The organism is Halosimplex pelagicum (assembly GCF_013415905.1).
In the GTDB taxonomy this organism is placed as follows: domain Archaea; phylum Halobacteriota; class Halobacteria; order Halobacteriales; family Haloarculaceae; genus Halosimplex; species Halosimplex pelagicum.
Window position 1 is genome coordinate 2,374,876 of sequence record NZ_CP058909.1, and the last position, 21,186, is coordinate 2,396,061.

The following is a 21,186-nucleotide window of genomic DNA, read 5'->3' on the forward strand; positions in this document are numbered from 1 at the left end:
GCCCTCAACTGCCCTAGTTCCGGGTGCCCTTCGCTGCCCACTTTCCCGGTGCCCTTCGCTGCCCACTTTCCCGGTGCCCTTCGCTGCTCACTTTCCCGGTGCCCCCACTCACCCGGTGCCCGGAGCCACCGTTATCGGCCGTTAGTGGGGTTTATAGTCTCCGATCGGAGTGAGAGTATGAATACGTACTACTGCATCCTTGAGTTCGAGTCAGAGGTGTCGTTGTTCCTCGGGAAGCTTCCGCTTGTAGACGCCGAAGACGGCGTGGCGCTCGACAAGTACGACGGGCCGGAACCCATCGCGACGGACGGCACCGTTCCGCGACCGTGGGGGGCAGACGACGAATCCAGCGTCCCTCTCCCGGATACAGTAGACTCGACCGACCCATTCCAGGTCGCGCCAACGGCCAGCTTCTATCAGCGTCCATATGGGGCGCTGTCTGATGTCCTTGATGACCAGCCCGAAGCAGTCCACGTCTTCACGACCGATACCGACGACGAAACCGCGCTCTCCGACGCGAACGGCGTCGAATACTACGAGAACGTGACTGGCGAGCGGGCTGGCGGGGACATCCAAACAATCGAGCGGGGCTACGAGTGGGACGAGACCGCCGTCAACACAGGCGCGACCCCCACTGATGTCAAGTTCAGTACCGCCACACACCTCGTCGGGTTCGTCGATGGGCAGGATATGCACGACCCGTACACACACCTCGGGGTGGCCAAAACCGATTCTGCGATTCAGGCGTTCTACGATGTGCTCACCGCGCTGGACGGAACACCGCTCTGGACGCCGGAAGCGTACACGGTAGACGAGCACCAGACGTTCGAGGCGTCAGCCGTCCTCAACCCCGACTACAAATACCCCTCCGAAGCGTAAAAAAACACGATTCCGTAAATATGACCGAAAACAAGCTTGCAGATCACTCGGATGAATGGCAGTTTGGATCAGGCGACCCTCCAACGCTTCACCGCTCGGATGTTGACGAAGATATTCCCAGCTATAGCGGTGAACCGTTCGACATCGTTATTGAGGTTCGAGACTCTTCTGCTGCGGTCATCAGTCCCAAAGTCGATAGGAGTGGTTGGCGCGCTTTACATAAAGGCCTCCAGATCGAGCTCTCATCCCGTGGTTCTCGCATCGAATGTGCAGTTGAACTCATCGACTTTTTCAACAAACACCTATCGAAAACCGGCCCAGAATTCATACAGGACCATCCCCCTTCAGACATTATTGGCGTCCTCTCTCTTGTTCGAGATCTCCCCGAGGAACTACAGACTCAGGCCAATTCTCTCCACAAACAGTACGAAAAGAATAGAGACAAAGACATCCACGACCACACTGCTTCAGCGGCAGCTGCAGTTTACCTCGTCGAACAACTGAACGGCATTGCATCCTCGTACTCTGATTTCCGATATCACGACTCCTTTACAGACATTACAGGCATCTCCATCTACCCCAAAATGGTCAGGAACCGAACAAAGGATTTCCAGAAGTTCCTTCCTATCGATGTCACCACACTCACAGACCCGTCGAAAGAAGTGGAGAAAGCTAGTGAGTCATTAGGCCTCACTGCTGATGAGAAAGAGCTCGCGATGCGCCTTGCAGTTCACCATACAGAGTACGACCCACAGGCTTCGGGTTACAAGCCCGGTGTTATCGCTGGTGCAGCAGTCTACAATGCCAGCCAGTACTACGGCTCTGATTACACACAGAACGATATCGCGTCCACTCTCGATATTTCGACAAGCGCACTCAGGGAAAAGTACGAAAACCAGTGGGAGCTACTCTCCAAGCATCTTGATTCGTTCCCGCCTTAGAGTGACGCTGGAAGCCTCCTCTCCCGGTCGTTTTTGCACGCGCCCCTCCCACCGGAGCCGGAGGTTCCCGGTGGTCACCTCCCCCTCCTCACGCGCTCAACCCGCGAGCGCGTTCGGCTGCGCCGGTCGGATGAACATCTGACACCAAAACCATACTTCGGCGATTAGCCTTCAGTTCGTCCACAATCTCAGACGGGCAGGAGGCTGATGAACCGTGGAACCGACACGAACCAGACGACAGAAACGAGGAACGCGCCGAAAAGCCCCAAGAACACACCTTTCGCAGCAAGCATCCAAGCACCACGCCGGCTCACGGACCCCAGCTGGATACAGTCAAACCTCGCCCCGTCATACTGCTGCTGGACTTTCCCCAGAACCGTCGTCTTGTCACCGGGTTCCAGACGGCGCTCTTGCACTCTCAGATCGCGGCTCGTCATCTGGACCGTCTCATACGGCTCCCCATCGTCTCGGGTTAGCAGTGTCCGCATTCGCTCGGAAACCACCTCCCGATCGGCTGGGGTGTCGTACGTCTCTTCGGCAGTTGGGCTAACCCCGCTGTCGCCTAACTTACCTGCCGAGACTTCGATCTCGCCGGTACCGTCCGTTAGCATAAAGTCCGACTTCCCCACCTGTTTCGTGACCGTTCGCCACCGTGGGCTATTCCACTCGGAGAAGTACTTCACCGTCGTCCTGTGAGCAATGCACTCTGTTCCCGAGCAGGGCGCGGTTGCCGTGAATCTTCCCTTCTTTACGACCCCGGCAAGCTTGACGATTCCACTTGCGTTGCCCTGAAGCACCGACCGCACATCCATCTCTGGGGCGTCCCCTATCATAGCGATCTGCCCGAAGATCCTCGCTGCTTCGACGAGGCAGAAGACGCCACAGATCCCGAGCGCCAAACCGAAGCCTATCCCCCAGAGCGCCTCAAGCCAAGCCATACACTAAAATCACGCCCCCCGGTACTAAAACGCACCTCCACCAGCGCCAGGGGAAGACCACACGAACAACTACAGTGGGGCGGTTTCTACCCTCCGGTGAAGTGGAGAGGTTAGTATGCCAGAGCAAGATACCAAGAACGTCGCACTGTACGTCGCGTGCCCCGGCTGTGTGTCCTTCTCAGCCGTCGAATCCAGAGACGGAGGGCGTTCGATCGCCAAGTCACATAACGGCTCGCACGACGACGATATCGCGACGACGATCAACGTTCGCGATGAATCCGAACTACGCGAGTTCGTCCAGGAGGTGAAAGAACACGCGCCGGGCGATGAATACCAGAACTTCGTTCGCCGACTCTCGAAAGGCAACAGCGCGTTCTTCTGTTCAGCACGAATGTTCCGCGAGGTCGTCCCAGATGAAGATCGATTCATCTAGTCGAAAGCGGCTAATCTAAATACTATACTCCCAAAGCACGGGGCAAATGGCGAGCATCATACTACCAACGACGGAGTGGACATCTTCTTGTGATGACCTGCTTGAACAGGTCAAGCCCGAGGACGAGTTCATCATCGTCTGCGATCACGAGACCGATCCCGTCGTCGACGAAGTTCCCGACGACAGCGTTCGAATCGAGACCGCTGGTGAACCCGAGAGCTGTTCCGGGAAAGCCAACGCCGTGGCAGCTGGGCTCGAAGCGTCGGAAGACGAGATCATCATCTGTACCGACGGCGACTTCGACCGGGAAGCTGACTGGCGTGATCGGATGGTCGACAACGTTGAGGAACACGGTGCAGCGTCGACAATTCCATTTTTCCAGATCAAGAGTTTCGTCGGCTTCCTACTCGACGCTCCCGTCCTCCTGTTCGGGCTAAGCATCTTTCTGACAGGAACGCCCATCTGGGGCGGCGCACTCGGATTCAAGCGGAGCGACGTCGATATCGAGACGATGAACGCCGATCTTCGCCAGACTGTCGCCGACGACCTTCTGATGGGACACTACATCGACGACGTGTATTTCGATACCAGCCTCACAACCGCCGTCCCAACCGATGGTTCGCCAGACAGCTACCTCAACCGAGGTATCCGGTTCATGCGGGGGATATGGTACTACTCACCGATGGACATCATCGCTGTCCTGGTGACAAACGCCATCTTCCTTGTGGTCACCGTCCTGAACCCCCTCGTGTCTATCGTCGGAACGACCGCCATCTCGGGGCTCGCGTACTGGTACCTCGGCTATCGGCGCTGGACGTTCCTGTTGGCCTTCCCCGGCTTCTTCGCGTCGATCGTGATGACGCTGTACGGGCTTGCCCACAAGGAGTTTACGTGGCACGGCCGCCGCTACCGCTGGGAAAGCAAGTTCGACGTAGAAGTCTTCAACGACCGGTAACTGCGTAGTTGCTGGCGCTCCTGACCGTTCTGCCGCTGTTTTTATTCCTCGTTTCGGGTGGAGGATAGCATACTTAGACCGTGAGTGAGGATCGCTTCCTGTCCCGTCCAGTCCGCAGCGGCGTATCGGCATCCGAGTAACCCCTCACAGTTCGACATACGTGATACGTAGATCCATTACCCAAGACCATGATCGAAAGTCAACCATACTCCAGCGCAAGCACGGGCCTCCATCCGTTTGACCCGTGGGACCAGTACGAGTTTAGCATCGAAATCGACGCGGAAGGCTACAAGGAGACACACGAGATGCGAAATCTCCTGTTCGCCTCCCGTACCTACACCGACGTCGAAGATATCGACGCAGTGTACCCCTTCAACTTCGACCTCGCTACGGTCATCGACCGCGTGCTAAACATGCGCGTCGTCGACCCAGAAACCGGCGAACAACTCGACGACGACGGTGTTGAAATCACGGTCGTCTTCAAGAGTGGGCCGGCGGGTCGCTACACGCCAATCGACGTCCTCATCAGCGGGTCGTCGATCGATGACTTCGACGTTGATGGTGGGTTCTGGCGAATCGATAGCCGTCTCGCCCAGCTCATCAAGACGCAGACTCCTGGCCTCACCCACGAACAGGTCGCTTACGAGGGGCAAGAGCGTAACGCCTTCCATCACCCTGCCGTGGACATCGCTTCGGAATAGCCATGATCCCAGATAGGCTCACACATCGACAGCACGAAGACGAGACCGCGCTCGAACGCGAACAGCATACCGACCACCCCGTTCTCGCGTCCTACACGATCGCGGCGTGTTCTCGCGACGACTGTCGGTACTACGAACTTCGCGACTACGCAGTCAACCACGATGTCGAACTCTCGTTCGACCTCGGCACCCGGCTCGATACCCTCACCGAAAAAATCGACCTGCCGGTTATCCACACGTACCATACTGCCGGCGGACACCACCAGGGCAAGAAGGCGTTCCAGACGCGAACAGAAGCCGACGCCTACATCTTCGGGTCCTACGGCGGGACTGGAAACCGGAACGCGACCGGGCATACAATTCGGAAGACATACAGCCGGACCAACGGGACACACTCCCAGACTGCCCGACGGAAGGATTACCCGATGGTCTGCGCGATCATCGACACCTACCAAGACAAACCAGTCTACTCGAACCTCGTCCCCCGGCGTGGGAATGTCCCCGAGTCCGCCCCACACTGGCAGAAGAGCGTCGAGCAGAAGGTGGAGTATCACCTGAATCCGCCGGAGCATATCGTTTCCAGCAAGCTCCGAGAAGACGACGAGTTTGCACGAACACCGGACGACTACGACGGGGACGCTCTGACGTGGCACGTCGAGCAGGTCGCTCACTGGAAAGTCCAGATTCAGACGCCAGCAACGTTCCTCAACAGCGATGAACTCCAGATCGCAGCCGAGCACACCGATGGATAGACGGGTCTACACCGGCTGGAACTGTCACCGCCGATTAATTCAGCGCAGTAACTTCTCTTTCTACTAGTAGAATCGGCTTTCTAGCGCGAGTTATTGAAGCCCCCAGTTTGCGGAACTCCTTTAATATCACATAATCGATTAGACTGTTCAATCACTGGAAAGTTAACACATATACTTTTTAATCATGGAACCCATCTATAGTTCTAGGATGGATATACTACAGGCAATTATCAGTCTGATTTACCTTTTTGCCCTGTTCATCCTCGTCGGTATGGGCTACCTCACATACCAGAGACAGGATACAGGGACTATGAACTCTCTCTTCTACCTGACGATAGCGGGATTCTCCTTCATCGGTTCGTCGTTCCTCGTCATCGCGTCTTCCTCACCAGAGTTGATGCAAGCTGGGCTCTTCCTCTTAGCACCCTCGCACTGGTTCCTTGGACTTGCATTCGCGCTGTTCACTCTCCACTTCACTGGATACTACCACCGTGTCGGCGATCGCGTCATCAAACTCGTCTACGGCATCTACCTCTTTCTCATCCTCGTCTCCATCACCAACCCGTTCCACCACCTCATCATCGTGGGCTATGGCGTCTCGACGGACCCCTTCCCTTATGCCTATGCCCTCGCCAATTTCGGCCTCCCAGCCTTCCTTGCGATCGGTTACGCCACGAACTTCGCCATCGCCATCACCTTCATCGTCGCGATGGTCAACTCCAGTCGTGTTACCCGCAACCAACTCCTCGCCCTCAGCATCATCGCTGGGGGGACGTCGTTCATCCACTTCGCGGAATACATCTTCTACGAACCGACCTTTGCCGCTGGCCCCTTCGGATTCAGCGCCGTCTTCATCATCGCCGGCTTCGGGTACCTCGTCCTCTATAAGGACTTACTCACGCTTGACCCCATCTCCCGGACAGATATCGTCTCCTCGGTGGCTCAACCGATCATCATCATGGACTCAACCGGCAGCGTCATCGACTACAATGCCGCCGCACGGGATCTCTTCCCTGATGTCGAAAATAGCTTCGGCGAGAAAATCGAAGACATCAATCCAAGTTTCGTGAAGTCGATCGACCGCGAATCACGTGCTCGAACCTACGCTAACGAGATCACGACCACGACTCCCGAGGGCGAATACAGAGTATACCAACTCTCTGCCCAACGAATAGCGAAAGGTGACCGGCTCTACGGGACCACCATCGTCCTGAACGACATCACTGACCTGAAAATGTACGCTCAGGACCTCGAACAGCAGACCGACCAGCTCGAAGACTTCACCAGTTTCGTGAGTCACGACCTACGGAACCCGATCGCCACCTCCCGCCAGTACATTGGGATGCTCGAAGGCAAGGACGAGAAAGAGCACCGGTACATCAACGATATCGACGACGCGCTCGACCGGATGGACACGATGATCGAGAACCTGCTCACCCTCACCCGTGAAGGACAAGCCATCGAGGAACGCAACACGGTCAACCTCCCAGACACGATCAACTATGCGTGGCGGATCAGCGATACGCAGAACGCAACTCTCGAATCACACGGTCTTGCAGACACAACCGTCTACGCCGACAAAAATCGGCTCTACACGCTATTCGAGAACCTGTTCCGTAACGCTGCTGAACATGCTGGTCCAGATTCTCACATCATTGTCGGCGTTGTCCCTGAAGAGGGCGAAATCTACATCGCAGATGACGGGCCTGGACTCCCCGATAGCATCGACATCTTCCAGAAGGGAGCAACGACCTCACCAGACGGAACCGGTCTTGGACTCGCCATCGTCGAGCGGATCGTGGAGGCGCACGGATGGAACATCAAAGCGAGCGAGTTCGAGGAAACTGGCGGTGCTAAATTCACAATTAGTGGCATCGACTCTCTCCGAACGCAACACCCGGATGGAAACCCCGAGCACCAGCAGACCGTCAAGAGCTGACCCACAAGGACTTCAGCGAGTGATCCTTCGGGCTGGTTTTTCGCCCTCGGTTTGAGTAGAAGGTGTTCCTATGAGTACCGACCCCCAGCCCGTAGCAGAACCAACACTGAGTCGTCCAGATGATAGCATCGTGCCGATCGCAGTAGCGGCAGCGAAAGAGACGCTGCTGTGGATTGTGAAGTTCTTCGCGTTTCTCGGCGGTGTGACCGCATTCAGCGTCGTTATCGCTATACTCTCAACGACGACAATCGGCGGAATCATCGCTTTCTTCGTGATCATAGGTATTATCGCCTCAACACCATATTCTGACCGTAATTATTTTTTCCCACTCCAATAGAATAGAGGAATGTAAGATGGATAAGGTCACACAGCAATTATGGCTGACTGAGATCAAGAAGGTCATGACAGAGGATGTCGGGCATTTCGACCTCGTCTTAACAGTCTGCGAAGATAACATAGGAGATCTCGTCTCCTGTGACTACGAGCACTACGACCTCTGTTCAGCTTCTGGCGGCCTCACGGGTGAACCAGCTACGTACGACGACTTCACTGAGGCCGTCAACAGGCTCTACCAAGCACTCGAAAACGACAAGACAGTACTCATCCACTGCCACTCTGGAACCAGTCGGAGTGTCGCTGTCAGCGCAGCAGGCCTTGCCCGCTACAGAGGTGTCGGGTTCGAGGCAGCCCTTCAGACGGTCGAGGATGTCCGAGAGGAAGCAGACCCGTCAGAACGGTACCAGAACTACGCAGAGCAGTACGTCTCCGTTCACCTCCCCCGCGTACACTAACTTCGGAGCTGAGTGACTTCCTGACCGAAAACCCGACCAGATACGTCTATCCTCAGAACGCCACAAGCGCCGCCTGAGCGGAACCAGTCACAGATGGTGTTCACACCCTGGCCGAACCCAACTACCACACACGCCCTCAGCACGCCGCGACACAAAGCCGAGAACCACCCTCTGCCCTAGACCAACCGTACCGCCAGTTGTTTTTGCCCCCCATCTGGGGTAGAGGGTTCGAGATGTTCCTAACGTCACTACTCGCCAGCATCACTAGCGTCGAAGAGCAGACCCCCAGTGAAGAAGCACCAGACAGCGAGGATTCCCCCCTCGATAACGTCTCCACGAAGCGTACCGTTTCAGACGTTATCGACCACGAGGTCGCCTCAAACGCGCTTCCAGGCAACTGGAAACTGAAGTACGACCTCACCGTCGGGGATTCCAACAACCTCACCGAGATCGCAGTCATCCACCACCCGTCCCAGCTCGTCGAGTATCACCTCGAGCCGGTCGAGACCTACGAACCGCTAGAAGACACTCGTGTTTCGGTCGAACACGCAAACTCGATGGAAGAACACCTGACGACGACGGCTGGATTCAAAGCTGGCTGCAAGGCCGTCGTGCAGCAAATCAAGCAACTCGAAGACCGGACGGAGAAGCCGTCGGAAGCTGACTGGAACAGTGCAAGCCCCGATGAAATCCAGGGACCAAATCCGAATCGGTCCCCAGCGTCGGTCTGAGCCAGGAGTTAGCTCAGGACACACCTTTTTACTTCAGTCCCACAAAGTTGCAGGAGACAGCCCGCTAACCCAGCCAATCAACCCACAAGTATGTTCGAATACGGGATAGTCGTACTGTTCAGTGGTATCGTCACGCTCACCGCACTCGATCACTACCTCCCGAAGACAGAGCCGACGTCGAGCCATCCCCTTCTTCCATTCATCGGTCTCTACGGCATCTCTGCTACGGGAGCCCCAGTGTTCGCGTATCTCGCCCAAGTCGTTCCAATCCAGGGTACCTTCAGTTACGCACTCTACCTCACTGTCGGGACCATCGTGATGATTCTGCCGTTGTTCATCATTGAACAGCGAGCTCGCGTAAGGCGACAGAATCACCCGCCACTCTCTGAGAGCCGAGCAGGGGGCTGGGCGTTCTGGAATCGGCAGTAAGCCGTAGCACCGAAACCTTACCAAGGTGTTCCAACGCGACCATCAGAACGACTTGGTAAGGTTAGTTTCTGACTCCCGAACGAGGTGATGGAGATGAACATCCCATACGCACCGAAAGCAACACGTCACGCGAAATTAGCCTGGTGGAAGCGTAACGCTGACCGAAACGTGGACATCCAAACCGCGTGGCGTGAAGGCGTCCCGATCGAAGCACCGAACTATAACTACGACGACGCCCACCTCCACGAACCCAGCGGGATCGTCCTGCTAGCCCGCAACGACAACCTCACGACAGTGCTCTACGCAGAGGGCATCGAACTCGAGGACGGCCATCTCATCGAATGTCCTCGCTGTGAACAACGATACGAACCAACAGCGAATATGAACGAAGATGGTTGTCCGTGGTGCGAAGGGCCGAGTCCCGAGATCCAAGCAGCTGCATTCGAGCCGTTGCCCGAATAAGATTGCGAGAGAAATCGTTTGTATCCCCCGGAGAGGGTAGAGGGATGTTCTGAAGGAGTCGGCATCGTAGCCAGCTCACTTGAGCCATCCTAGAAACATCCCGATCGCGACCAACGAGCCGTATCGTCAGTTCAACCAAGATACGCCGATTCACGACCCTGTATCCATGAATTCGACCGCTAACGATTCCACGACCCCCGACAGCACAGATGAACTCAACGTTCTCGTCCTCGCCACCGGACTGGTGAAGGCTGAGAAATACGTCAAAAGCTACGAGTCGGTCGCCAAGCGCGTCGACAACGCACTGGACGGCCTGGAAGCGATGCTCGACGCCGAGACAAGCATCGTTCTGACTCGGGGCTCCGCAAAGCTAGAGGACACTCTGGCCGACGAGCTCACCGTCGATGTCGATGAAGCCTTCTTCCCCTGGCCGCGTTTCCTCAACGATACTGCGGATACAGACGACTACGGGAACGTCATCGTTCCGGCAGTCCGCCAGGAAGACGAGCCCGCCGTCAACGCTGACGCGGACGACATGAGCGACGGTATCGATTGGGACAAGGTCACGAACGAGCGCGTCAAGCGAGCGAAAGCAAAAGCCGGCGCGAAGATGAACCACTACCTCTTCGACGAGTTCTACGACGACTACCCCGACGTCGACGCCGTCATCACACTCAACTGTGGCTCCCACCGAGGCCTCAACGAGATCCGTGACGCTCGCGGGAACAACGACTGGGTCGAAGGACAAGCAGGGCACGTCAAACAGGTCATCGACGTGAACGTCCAGGACCAGATCCTCTACAGTCGCCACATGCTGGATAGCAACGAGGGGATGGGCGTCAGCGACCTCCACGACAGCCAGATCGACGAACTGCGTGAGGCGCTGTCCTCAGATGAACTCGAAGACATCGGCATCAGTCCGAACAAGGCGTCTACCGGAACAACCCCCACTCCGGCGTCCGCAGACTAATCGACAGTCGATGTGTTTCGTCACACTCTCGTGAACTCGAGTGAGTAGCAATCTCCTCCCCACCTTGCGGGACCGTAGTACTAAACGGCAGAATGCTCAGACAGGTGTCGGTACTTCACCTCATAGTCGGTGGCTCATGCGTACACTTGAGTTTCAGTCCACACCTGCGTGAGAGGTCCGGGTTCGAATCCCGGCGGTCCCACTCCTTCCAATTTCGACACCAGTTACTAAATCTCCAAAAACACTTATCCTGAAACCATCGCTACGTCAGGGTGGACACCCTCCAAGGATGTCCACTGGTGTACCGGCTCCACACCACTGGCAGGCGGTTAGCCCAACCAAACCACCACGACCTGCCACTTCCATCCACATTCGTTTCAGCCCTATAGCTCATTACTGCCGGTAACCTCCGTAGACGCCTCAACGCCCATCCGAACCGGGGGAATACTGTGATCTCACTCCGCGACTCGGACGGTTTTTACCGTCCGATGGGAGTGAGACCTTATATGAGCCAACACATAGATGCTGAGTATAGTAGTAGAAGCCCTGTCTTCTCCAGTCTCTCCGGTATCTAACTCAACATGGGAGGCTACTCAAACACATCTACGCCCAGCATCGACCCAGAACAAACTCTCGCAGTCGTCCCAACCGGGATCGTCGACGATCCTCGGTGCATCACCGACCTGAACCAACTCGGAAAGAAGATTGTTCGGGCGGCTCGCCCACTCTACGAAGAACTCAAACGTGCCGGGAACCGCCTGAAACAGATCGTCGTCGGCGGACCTCCGTGTATCGCCTCTGCGGTCGATGAATACACGACAGCGACCGTCCGGGTCACCAGCCACCAGAAGGCAGTCGAGCAGTATCTCGATGACACCGGAGAAACCGGCGACGGGTACGAAATACCGTCTGTTCGGCAAAGCCGTCCCCAGATGGGTAGTCTCCTTGTTCACGAAGGGCGTCTCTCTGAGGACTCTATCTCCGAGTTCGACCTCGGCGATGCAGCAGATCGTGCCCGCCTGACGAGCGACATCCTTCGGAAGCTCGAACCACGGCGATACCACCGAGCCCGACAGAAGGCCCAAAGCAAGCGGCTTGAACACCTCTTGAACGATTGGTTCGAGCAGGTTCCGACAGCAAATCACGTTCTCGTCGTAGGCGACGGGAGAAACACGCATCAGCACCTCATCAATCACGCGAACGGGCAGGGGAAGTGGGTAAAGTACCCGACAGCGTGTGATGGGAATATCCGTAGTCTGGAACTCAACGGCTCAACAAGCGGCTGCCTCTCTTGGGCACTCGCAGCAATCTTCGATCCTCGGCACCGGACCAACGTCCCCTACCACGAACTCACCCCGAAACAGCAGAAGCACGTCCAGCAGTGGCTCACTGAATCCGGTCGGCGTGACCTCGGATACCCGCGAGAAGCACAGCTCAAACCCGTCCGTAGCGAGGAAACGAGTAACAGCCAGACAGCGTCCGCTGCCGGGTGAGTTCCCGTTTTTGCCTCCCGATTCTGGGTGAGAGAGATATGTGCTCTGAGTTAGATCAGCGATACCAGGAACGGTGGGAGATGTACGCCGACCGCGTCGATACCCGACAACCCTGCGAGCGCGGCGATACCGTCGAAGTCTCCCAACTATCCGGCGTCCCTGAATGGATGGCTGACTATCCGGTCACTGGTGAAGTCGTCCGTCTGGAACCGCGAGGCATCGGAACCCACAACATTTGGGCCGACTGGTTCGTTACTGTTCGCTTCGACGAGGACGAAGAAACTGGCGTCTACGGAACGACAACAGAACTATTCTGCGTCGGCGGGTCGCGGCGGGCATGGGATGAACTCCCGATCGAAGTTGTTAACGCGCGGTAGCGGCTACTCACTACTATCAAGCCCCGGCCGATACCCGGATTCACCAAGAAGACACAAATGTACGGAAATACCCCGTTCGGTGGAAACCCGACCACGACACCTGCTGGGCAGCGTTCACCTAACGACACCATCTCGCTGAGCGACGAAGAAAAGGACAAGTTCAAACAAGACCTCCACAGTGTCGAAGCCGCTATTGGCCGACACCTCCCGAGCATCTACACAGTCACGTCGAGTCTCATGCAAACACCTGCAGGAGTTCAAGGCCTCATCGCTATCGAACCGCCGATCGGACAACCGATAGGGGCCGGTATCGCACCCCCAATGGACGACGGCGAACTCGTGGCCGTCGAAAAACACAAACAGATCGCCCAGGACGTGGTGGCAGCCGCTGTAACAGCTATAATCAGTAGAACGAACAGCGAACCGCCGAAAGTCGCCCGTTAACTACTTCGCTTCCCAAATCTTCCAGTCCTCACCGTCCATCCGTAGCTCGACTCGCATATCCGTCCGACGTTCTTCGCCCTTCGAATCGACCAGGACCAGCACGAACTCGACCATCGCGATGCCACCGTCTCTCTCAACTACTTCTACGTTCTCCAGTTCGTGGGTGACTCCCTCAAACCGAGAAACCGCCTCCTTAGAGTAGAGCGTTTCCGGGCTTTCCGGGTGGATCAGGTCGTTTGCAGTCTCTACATCAGGCGCATATAGACCGTCGTAGAATGTTCTGACCACCTCCGTCGGTTCATTCTCCTCCAGTTCGACAGTCGTGTTTTCTCCTTCGGTACCCTCACCATCCGGCGACGTCTGCGTCGAACCGTCTCCCGATTCGTCTGAGGCACTCGTCTCTCGGGAGACGTCTTGCGAACCCCCATCGCTATTCGGCGGCGTCCCCGTTGACTCATCACTGCCATCTGAGTCCGAACTTGGAACCAGATCGCTACCCGGAATCGCTGAGCAGCCCGCCAAGCCGACAGTTGCACCTACGGCACTCACGACGAATGTGCGGCGCTTCATATTCCCTATCTCTACCCAGACTACCTACCCACTTAAATATCAGCGCCGGATTGAAATCCAGTAAGTCTGTCCCAGACAGCAGGCGGTTTTTAGCCCCCAGAAGAAGTAGAAGGGACTATGACTGAGTCATCCACAGCCACCACCTCCCGTGAGCACGACGAATCCAGCACTGGAATCTCAGCGGCAGAAGCCCTCTGTGCGTTAGGTTCTCTTACCGGAGAACACACCGTCCAGCTCTCTCAGATGACGAGTGGCGGAGAACCGATCCCAGAAGCCCCACACATCACAATCTGGACTGACGAACCGAACGCGGAGGACGACAATCCACTTGCGACGGGCGTATCGTCGCTCATCACCTCACCAAAAGACGACGACCATCCCCCGTTCATCGTCAAAGTCCAAGCCCCCCACAAACAGTGGCTCGATTACAGTGACGTCTCCGTGCCCGAAGGCCTCGAGCCCGACGATGCGAATGACGATACGCTCTGGGTCGGTCGGTTCAACACGCTCGATAACGCTATCGATGCCCTAGTCGAGATCGCCAAGCAGCTCGCAACCGTGACCCGAACAACCTGACACTGAACTCATTCACGTCAGCAGTTCTCCGAAGAACAATTACTTTCACACCCGAGTTTATCTAATGAAAACCAGAGGGTAACGCTTTACCTTCCCAGTAGCCGCACCATCGATATGGTCTCTCAACCACGACTGCAAGCTATCATACTATCTGGCTTCGGAATCATCCTTCTCGCAACAGGCATCATCTTCGGCATCGACGCTTGGGCCTCAATGCAGATCCTCGAAACCGAACTGGCGATTCACGGTTCCACTGCCCAAAGCGAATACATGACCTCAGCACGGATCGTACAAGCCTCCGCGCTCTCGATCGGCCTCGGCGTCATCATTTCTATCCACGGCGCTATCGCGCACCTCAAAAGCGCACTTCGCCAGTCGTGACCGGCCAACAGGGAAAACTCGATAGCCTCCAAATACGGGTGGTTACAGAACCACCGATAGTACACCTGAGGAGTAAATTTTTAACGAATCCCCATCTAGACGACACTATGCCAATCCGACCAGCTCCGAGTCCAAATGCCGCCAAGCCGACAGTCATCCAATTCAGGGCGCAACACATCCATACCGTAGAACAAGCAGTCCGCCTCGAAATTTCCTACCGACAAAACCTAAACGAGATCGGCATAGGAAGTCAGCTACCGGGTACTGGCCTCGAGCAATTACTTCCCCGATTAGACACTCTCAAATCTCAAGTTGAAGCACCATTCGAATTCGTAGCAGAGAGGGTCGAGTCTTATGGATTAGCAATGTCTCTCTGTCGGGCGCGGTTTGTTTTGAAGTATCCACCTGACAAGTGGGAAACCGACCTATTAGCCCGCTTCGCCGAGAATTCAAGTTCACAAATCCGAGAGGCCGGATTCACTATCGACGACATTGATTCTGCACTTGAACCTATTAGTCAGGAAGTCTCGTGGGCAGACGACCTAGTTGAATACTTTTTCTATATCAAACCACCATCTGAAACCCCTGAAGACAAACTGATAAACGAGATCGCCCGACAGGGAGAAAAAGAACATGTTATGCGAGAGATCGCAGCCCGGCGAGACCCGAATCATTCGCTTTCTGTATACGAGAACCCAGAATACTACGATGTTGAAGGAGCTACTATAGAGGAACAAGCAGCAGCGTTCATTGAGAGCTGGGATGAAACGCGAGCAAATCTCTCTGAAGCTGCTCTCGAATCAGCGTTAACTGAGTGGGAACACGAGTGGGGACCGATAGCAGACGAATACATCTCCCGAGTTCAACCGCAGCCGAATTCGGTATAAAACACATAGCCGTTGTGACCACGTGACGAAGCCTCGGTAGTTTGTATCTCCCAGCTGGGGTGGAGGTTTTCATAAATGACACGCGGTGGTCAAGACAATCTCACCCCTGGTGACATAGGCGATCCTGTCGCGGATTCAATCCGAGCAGAGCAGAATGCCGACGCGAGGCCCCATCCAAGTGAAGTCAACAAGACGCTCGAGTGCGAGAACTGTGGGGAGAAAAGCGAGAACGTCGAACGACGAGAACCCGTGATGCCTTCCTGTTCACGACTCCAGCAACCAGACAAACCCTGGCGCTCCCTCTGTGATGACTGCGACGGGGAACGACCGTCACTGCAGGAGAAACAACAAAAGAAGGCTCAAAAGCGCCTGGACTCGGAGCACTACGACGACCCTGTCGCTATCGCGTTCTACGAGTGTGGACGGGCCAAGTTCATCACCAAAGACGAACCCGAAGAACCAGTCCCGCCACATATGCAGGAAGCAGCAGCGGCCCCAATTCGATGCGTCTGCGGGAAACCGCTAGTTGAGGTCGAACTCCTCGAGAACAGTAGCGAATAGACGCCCACCCCGTCTTGGTGTCGTTTTTCGCCCCCGAGAGGGGTAGAGGGTTTTCAGTAATGTCCACTGGTTCGCACACTGAAGGTTACAGCACCGTCCACCATCTCCCATTCGAGCGCCAGAACGCTCGCCGAAAATTCGCATACGGTGATGCAAAACCGTCAGAATCGCTACTGGAGTCTATCTACACTCCTGCAGAAACTATACTAGGAATCACAGACCCGGAACAGGCGTATCAGCAAGCCCAAGGATTCGTCGTCAACAAGCAGCAGAATGCAATTCACGCGGTTCGATCAGCGTGCCCCGGAGACATCATCGAAGTCGTCTATCCAGACGGCGCTCACGAGTTCTATTTCGTTGACCCCATCGGGTTTGACAAACTCCCCTTCGAGAAACCCCTGGATACAACGACAGAACAGACCCCAGCAGGCGGGAAGCCGGCACTGTAACCACACCAAACAGTCGGAATAACGAAAAAACCATGACAAGAGTGACCACTACCGTGAAGTCAAGAGTAGTAGAGTTCATCCGAAGCATCACCGGAAGAAGCACAACAGAAGTTTCCATCCTGACGAAGTCCGAGCTAGCCGAATTCATTGATGCGGTCGGTGGAGAGCGTACCGAGGTATATGGAAAATCAAATAACGAGGTGTTCAGCGTCGAACCCGGCTACGCCCGCGAAGACTCGGATGTCATCCCTGCCGAAATCACGTGGAAGGAGAATAGACTCGGTAAAGAACCCAAGATCAGCATCAAGACCTACGGAGACCCCTCCGCTGGAGTCGCCCACACGACCACTGCACCTGCATCAGAATGGAGGCTCCGGCAAACAGTCGACGACGGGAACCTGCTTACCCTCTTCGAGACCAAGATCTCAAGCACCGGAGAATTCGAAGCTGCTCTTTCCGTGTACGGACCACCGCCGGATAGCGCCCACTACGACGAACATCTACTCAACACACCGTGAGCAAATAGTTCAGCACGACATCACAAGAGAAACTTAACTGAATAGAATCCAGTGCATTTTCAACTGCTGACATCAGCCACGTTCCCCGAAGAGCGAACTCGAAAGTCGACAGCCTCGTCGACGACACTTTTCAGAACCAAGCATGACCAAAACACCAACTGCGGAAGCGGAGTTTCCTGACGACGCACCAGAAAACCTCCGAGCACTGACAGAGGCCGAATACGAGGAGCATAGACTTCAGCGGATTCACCGGTCTGTCTCCGAGGAGCCATGTGGCGGTGCTATCTGGCTCTCCGAAGACGAAGCAGTCCGTGTGATGAAGTACGGGGACTCGTGGGCAGTCGAAGCCCCGCCGCTCGAACGGAAGCCCCCAGACTACGCGGGTGATGACGCTGACGAGCGTCTCCACTTCTTTGAGTACAAGATGAGGGCAGAACACGGTCTTGCTGAGCGAGAGGCCTACGAACTCGCGGATTCCTATATGCGAGGCGAAGCAGAACTCACAGAAGATGCGTGGTGGGTCGGCGACAACGATGAGCCAGCCGGTCAGCAAACCCTCGATGAGATCAGCGCATCATGAGTCGTCAGACCAGCGTCCCGCAACGATAGATGTCGACGTCGCAGAAAGTACCACAGCTGACCTCTCCGACACTGGAGAGAGTTGGTTTTCGAAGAGCAGATTCGGCCACGTCTGAGAGCCTCATTTGATAAACAGATTTGCATAATTTCACCTGTACTCGTATTTAATATCTTGCGCTAAGAAGGTAGGATAGAGGGTATGAGTCAGCACGGATTTAACATCGGTGACGAGGTTCTCATCCGAGCCGATCAGGTTGGGACGATCAAGATGCTTGGAGCTGAAACAGCTCTTGTTGAGTGTAGGGCTGGAAATGAGCTAACTGTTTCGTACGAAGAACTCAATTCTGACTTTTCACTACCTCTTGAGGGCCGCGAAACGGTAACTGTTGAACTGACGAGGTATGCCAAATATGCTGACACTGTCCGTAAAGAGCGGCCGGAGATAGTGCTCCGCCAAGACGAGATCAAGCCGAACAAACAAGCACGGAGAGTCATGAACTGGGGCGAGCATACGTACGTTGATTACTATCTGAAAAAGCCCGACAGGATGTTTGGAATAAAATCTGTCCGGTCAGGAGCAGTAACTAGGAATTCGTTCAAAATTCATGGCAAGACAGTATCGTTCAGTGGGGTTCGGGAAGACCTCGGCATAGAAATTGGCTATGGTGAGTCGGTGCCGCTCGATGCAATGTGGGATAATGACCAGAACATCTTGGTTTGTGATTATTCTGACCTGATCTGAAAAGGCCTGGTTGTAAATTTCACCCACCGAGTGGATACTTCGACCGATTCAGAAGTGGATCTACATCTGTACCGACACTCCCTAAGGGAACAAGAGTTCCAGTAGTGGGTTTTTGTCCTCCCGATTGGGGTGAGGGATTTCATACATGAGTATCCAAGCGGCATCTGGTCAGCAGAGTACCGCCAGTGCCGAAGTAGAGGTCACGATCCCCGCCGGGTACACGTGGTTCTTCATCGAAAACGCCACCGACCAGATCGATGACCTCCTCTACGACGAACTCTCGTGGAAAGACCCCGACGCGCAGTACAAGGACGCCTACAAGCGGGGTGCGTGGGACGGTCTCCACCACCTCTATAAGAAGGACAACCACATGGCCCCGATCGGCCTGCTCGACCGGGCCATCGAGATTCTCGAAGCGAACGGGTACACCGTCTCGGTAACGTCTGAAGGTGACAGTTCGGGGGACTCGATTTCGACAGAGTGGACCTTCTCAGACGAGCTACGCAACTACCAGCTTCAGGCGGTTTCCAACGCGCTGGAGAACAGCGGTGGAATGATCGCGCTACCGACTGGCGCTGGGAAGACCGTCGTCGCGATGAACCTCATCAACGCTATCGAGCAGCGAACTATCGTCTTCGTCCACACTCAAGAGTTACTGTACCAGTGGCAGGAGCGTCTCGAAGACACGCTCGGAGTCGCGGTCGGGCTCATCGGAGACGGCCAGTGGAACGAGGGTGAGGTCACGGTCGCGACGATGCAGACGCTCAACAAGCGCGGGCTCGGGAACCTGAACGAGAGTTACGGTATCGGTATTTTCGACGAAGCTCACGTGACGTCAGCATCGGAGAAGTTCCAACAGGTCGGCTTGGACATCGACCTCGAATGGCGATTTGGCCTTTCCGCGACCCCGTGGCGGTCTGTCGATGGCGAAGAGATGGAGATCGAGGCTGCCATCGGCGGGGAGGCCGTCACCGTCGACGCGGAGCAGCTCATCGACGAGGGATACCTCGCGGAACCGAAGTTTGAGTTCATCGAACCGACTAATGCTCGCGTTCCTCGCAGTGACGAATCGTACCAGGAAGTCGTCAAACGGTGTCTCGAACTGGGGCCGAACCGAAATCAGGCGGTGGCGGAAAAGGCCAACAACCTCGCCGGCGACGGCTACACTGTCCTCGTGACCGTCAACCGGATCGCGCAAGGGCATCTGCTGGAATACGCGCTCGATCCGACGCTCGACGCCCAGGCTGTTCTGGACGACCTCATCGAAGATGACGACGAGCCCGGCGAGCAGCAGATGAAAGCGCGGGCTCTCGAGAAGATGTCGCAGGTCGGCGATCATACGGCGGAGTTCATCCAAGGGCCGAACACGACGAAACAGCGTCAGGAAGCCCTCAGTGCGTTCGGAGATGGAGATATCGACATCCTGATCAGCACTGTGCTGAAGGAAGGGGCTGACATTCCTTCGATTTCCGCGATCGTGCTCGCGGAGGGTGGGAAGTCGAAGATCGAGAAGATACAGCGGATTGGCCGGGCGCTTCGGCCGAACGACGACCACGCCGTCATCGCCGACATCGAGGACCGTGGCGAGTACCTTCGCGACCACTACGAGACAAGAGTCGAGAACTACAAGGAGTACTACGGCAAGTACGGACCGGACAACGGCTTCACGCCTCGGGAACAAGCAGTCAGAAACTACCTACAGGAGAACGGCGTCCCGCTAAACGCTTGTCGGGTCTCCGAGAACGACCTCGGCACAGTCACGATCGAACTGACCGACTATCTGGGAGACCACGATTTCCAGAACTTCCGTAGCGTGATGCAACGCACGTCCGGCATCACGTACGACGGCTCGAAGAATCGCTGCGACCTCAGCTGGGTGCGTTCACTCACACAACCGTCCGTGTGATGCTCGGCCAAACTAATTTAACAGCCCACTGCGTATCATGTTTTGATGCCGACAGCAGATGGTAGACCCTCCGGCACAGGCGGTAGTCTCGGTGCTGTCGAGATTGACGGCGACGTCGTCTCCGAAATCAAGCGGATGTCCTCGGAGTACGCTGACCTGAATTGGCACGCCGACCCGCTAGTCACGAAACAGCTAGCGGCGGTTACCGACGACATCAAACAGCACGAACAGACGACCATCTTCAGTAACGGGCTGGAGACGTTCCAAGACAACATCAAGGCTGTCCATACGCCACCCAAACACGACAATAGCCGGCTTAACGATTGGTTCGCGGTCTTCGCGTTCAACCTCGAAGAAGACAAGCTCGTGACGCTGCAGGAAGCCGACGCCGACGTAGAAGGCGACTCACTACCCGAATCCGCCATCTCAGACGACCTCATCACCGAGTTCACCACACCGTTGGTGTGGGCTCCGTGGTTCGGGAAACAGAAACGAGTCTTTCACTATGACCCAGAATTCGCCACGTACGACTACCACCTCCCGATCGGAAAGCACGTTTTCACCCGGAACGAGACCAACCCACTCCAGATCACCTCAAGCGAATTCGCCTCCTTCGTCAACAGATTCCTCACCCGAAAGTACAACCTCCAGATGCAGCCCTCCGAGTCCGCCCAGAAGCGCGGCGAGATCTACACGAGTATCTTCCTGTACCCGCTCGCAGAGGCCCTCCACATCCACGAGAACTACGAGGGGTAGGTTTCTGTCACCCGACGGGGGTGAAG

The 21,186-nt window shown here is 55.8% G+C and carries 27 protein-coding genes and 1 tRNA gene; 25 read left to right on the forward strand and 3 right to left on the reverse strand.

The annotated features are described in order from the left end of the window. Positions 1-177: 177 nt before the first annotated feature. Positions 178-879 (forward strand): hypothetical protein, encoded by a 702-nt coding sequence (locus tag HZS54_RS11575; RefSeq protein WP_179922675.1) that lies wholly within the window; start codon positions 178-180, stop codon positions 877-879. A 20-nt stretch (positions 880-899) separates the two neighbouring features. Continuing rightward, complete coding sequence (locus tag HZS54_RS11580) at positions 900-1,820, forward strand: transcription initiation factor IIB family protein (RefSeq protein WP_179922676.1); 921 nt, start codon at positions 900-902, stop codon at positions 1,818-1,820. A 188-nt stretch (positions 1,821-2,008) separates the two neighbouring features. On the opposite strand, the gene HZS54_RS11585 is transcribed toward HZS54_RS11580, so the two are convergent. Continuing rightward, positions 2,009-2,758 (reverse strand): hypothetical protein, encoded by a 750-nt coding sequence (locus HZS54_RS11585; protein ID WP_179922677.1) that lies wholly within the window; start codon positions 2,756-2,758, stop codon positions 2,009-2,011. A gap of 115 nt (positions 2,759-2,873) precedes the next feature. On the opposite strand from HZS54_RS11585, the gene HZS54_RS11590 reads away from it, so the two are divergent. From HZS54_RS11590 to HZS54_RS11640, 11 genes are all read left to right on the forward strand, one after another. After that, entirely contained in the window at positions 2,874-3,191 is a 318-nt protein-coding gene (locus tag HZS54_RS11590) for a hypothetical protein (protein WP_179922678.1), read from the forward strand. Positions 3,192-3,237: 46 nt separating this feature from the next. After that, the gene (locus HZS54_RS11595; protein WP_179922679.1) at positions 3,238-4,146 is read left to right on the forward strand and encodes a glycosyltransferase family 2 protein; all 909 of its coding nucleotides are present in this window, start codon (positions 3,238-3,240) and stop codon (positions 4,144-4,146) included. A 188-nt stretch (positions 4,147-4,334) separates the two neighbouring features. Further along, the gene (locus HZS54_RS11600; protein WP_179922680.1) at positions 4,335-4,847 is read left to right on the forward strand and encodes a hypothetical protein; all 513 of its coding nucleotides are present in this window, start codon (positions 4,335-4,337) and stop codon (positions 4,845-4,847) included. Between the two features lie 2 nt (positions 4,848-4,849). Continuing rightward, a complete protein-coding gene (locus HZS54_RS11605) occupies positions 4,850-5,599 on the forward strand; it encodes a hypothetical protein (RefSeq protein WP_179922681.1) in 750 nt (249 codons plus the stop codon). Positions 5,600-5,807: 208 nt separating this feature from the next. Further along, complete coding sequence (locus tag HZS54_RS11610) at positions 5,808-7,538, forward strand: sensor histidine kinase (protein WP_179922682.1); 1,731 nt, start codon at positions 5,808-5,810, stop codon at positions 7,536-7,538. A gap of 70 nt (positions 7,539-7,608) precedes the next feature. Next, positions 7,609-7,875 (forward strand): hypothetical protein, encoded by a 267-nt coding sequence (locus HZS54_RS11615; protein ID WP_179922683.1) that lies wholly within the window; start codon positions 7,609-7,611, stop codon positions 7,873-7,875. A 16-nt stretch (positions 7,876-7,891) separates the two neighbouring features. After that, entirely contained in the window at positions 7,892-8,329 is a 438-nt protein-coding gene (locus tag HZS54_RS11620; protein WP_179922684.1) for a protein-tyrosine phosphatase family protein, read from the forward strand. Positions 8,330-8,562: 233 nt separating this feature from the next. Beyond that, entirely contained in the window at positions 8,563-9,060 is a 498-nt protein-coding gene (locus HZS54_RS11625) for a hypothetical protein (RefSeq protein ID WP_179922685.1), read from the forward strand. A gap of 516 nt (positions 9,061-9,576) precedes the next feature. Then, positions 9,577-9,951 carry a hypothetical protein gene (locus HZS54_RS11630; protein WP_179922686.1) on the forward strand — a complete coding sequence of 125 codons (375 nt, stop codon included), beginning with the start codon at positions 9,577-9,579 and terminating at the stop codon, positions 9,949-9,951. 166 nt (positions 9,952-10,117) lie between these two features. Then, positions 10,118-10,921, forward strand: a complete 804-nt coding sequence (locus HZS54_RS11635) for a hypothetical protein (RefSeq protein WP_179922687.1) — start codon at positions 10,118-10,120, stop codon at positions 10,919-10,921. 68 nt (positions 10,922-10,989) lie between these two features. Further along, a tRNA-Met gene (locus HZS54_RS11640) sits at positions 10,990-11,123 on the forward strand. Between the two features lie 391 nt (positions 11,124-11,514). On the opposite strand, the gene HZS54_RS11645 is transcribed toward HZS54_RS11640, so the two are convergent. Next, complete coding sequence (locus HZS54_RS11645; RefSeq protein WP_179922688.1) at positions 11,515-12,117, reverse strand: hypothetical protein; 603 nt, start codon at positions 12,115-12,117, stop codon at positions 11,515-11,517. Between the two features lie 377 nt (positions 12,118-12,494). On the opposite strand from HZS54_RS11645, the gene HZS54_RS11650 reads away from it, so the two are divergent. Both HZS54_RS11650 and HZS54_RS11655 read left to right on the forward strand, forming a co-directional pair. Then, the gene (locus HZS54_RS11650; RefSeq protein WP_179922689.1) at positions 12,495-12,791 is read left to right on the forward strand and encodes a hypothetical protein; all 297 of its coding nucleotides are present in this window, start codon (positions 12,495-12,497) and stop codon (positions 12,789-12,791) included. 57 nt (positions 12,792-12,848) lie between these two features. Then, the gene (locus tag HZS54_RS11655; protein ID WP_179922690.1) at positions 12,849-13,235 is read left to right on the forward strand and encodes a DUF5811 family protein; all 387 of its coding nucleotides are present in this window, start codon (positions 12,849-12,851) and stop codon (positions 13,233-13,235) included. On the opposite strand, the gene HZS54_RS11660 is transcribed toward HZS54_RS11655, so the two are convergent. Next, complete coding sequence (locus HZS54_RS11660; protein ID WP_179922691.1) at positions 13,236-13,805, reverse strand: nuclear transport factor 2-like protein; 570 nt, start codon at positions 13,803-13,805, stop codon at positions 13,236-13,238. A 117-nt stretch (positions 13,806-13,922) separates the two neighbouring features. On the opposite strand from HZS54_RS11660, the gene HZS54_RS11665 reads away from it, so the two are divergent. The 10 genes from HZS54_RS11665 (at position 13,923) to HZS54_RS11710 (ending at position 21,160) form a co-directional block, all read left to right on the forward strand. Further along, positions 13,923-14,381, forward strand: coding sequence for a hypothetical protein (locus HZS54_RS11665; protein WP_179922692.1), 459 nt, complete (start codon positions 13,923-13,925; stop codon positions 14,379-14,381). Between the two features lie 114 nt (positions 14,382-14,495). Further along, positions 14,496-14,762, forward strand: coding sequence for a hypothetical protein (locus HZS54_RS11670; protein ID WP_179922693.1), 267 nt, complete (start codon positions 14,496-14,498; stop codon positions 14,760-14,762). 107 nt (positions 14,763-14,869) lie between these two features. Next, positions 14,870-15,649, forward strand: a complete 780-nt coding sequence (locus tag HZS54_RS11675) for a hypothetical protein (protein WP_179922694.1) — start codon at positions 14,870-14,872, stop codon at positions 15,647-15,649. A gap of 75 nt (positions 15,650-15,724) precedes the next feature. Continuing rightward, positions 15,725-16,210: a hypothetical protein gene (locus tag HZS54_RS11680; protein WP_179922695.1), complete on the forward strand. Its 486-nt coding sequence runs from the start codon at positions 15,725-15,727 to the stop codon at positions 16,208-16,210. Positions 16,211-16,227: 17 nt separating this feature from the next. Further along, the gene (locus HZS54_RS11685; RefSeq protein WP_179922696.1) at positions 16,228-16,659 is read left to right on the forward strand and encodes a hypothetical protein; all 432 of its coding nucleotides are present in this window, start codon (positions 16,228-16,230) and stop codon (positions 16,657-16,659) included. Between the two features lie 53 nt (positions 16,660-16,712). Then, complete coding sequence (locus tag HZS54_RS11690; RefSeq protein ID WP_179922697.1) at positions 16,713-17,177, forward strand: hypothetical protein; 465 nt, start codon at positions 16,713-16,715, stop codon at positions 17,175-17,177. A gap of 142 nt (positions 17,178-17,319) precedes the next feature. Further along, positions 17,320-17,757, forward strand: a complete 438-nt coding sequence (locus HZS54_RS11695; protein WP_179922698.1) for a hypothetical protein — start codon at positions 17,320-17,322, stop codon at positions 17,755-17,757. 198 nt (positions 17,758-17,955) lie between these two features. Further along, complete coding sequence (locus tag HZS54_RS11700; protein WP_179922699.1) at positions 17,956-18,498, forward strand: hypothetical protein; 543 nt, start codon at positions 17,956-17,958, stop codon at positions 18,496-18,498. A gap of 145 nt (positions 18,499-18,643) precedes the next feature. After that, complete coding sequence (locus HZS54_RS11705; RefSeq protein ID WP_179922700.1) at positions 18,644-20,404, forward strand: DEAD/DEAH box helicase; 1,761 nt, start codon at positions 18,644-18,646, stop codon at positions 20,402-20,404. A 45-nt stretch (positions 20,405-20,449) separates the two neighbouring features. Beyond that, positions 20,450-21,160 carry a hypothetical protein gene (locus tag HZS54_RS11710; RefSeq protein ID WP_179922701.1) on the forward strand — a complete coding sequence of 237 codons (711 nt, stop codon included), beginning with the start codon at positions 20,450-20,452 and terminating at the stop codon, positions 21,158-21,160. Positions 21,161-21,186 lie beyond the last annotated feature (26 nt).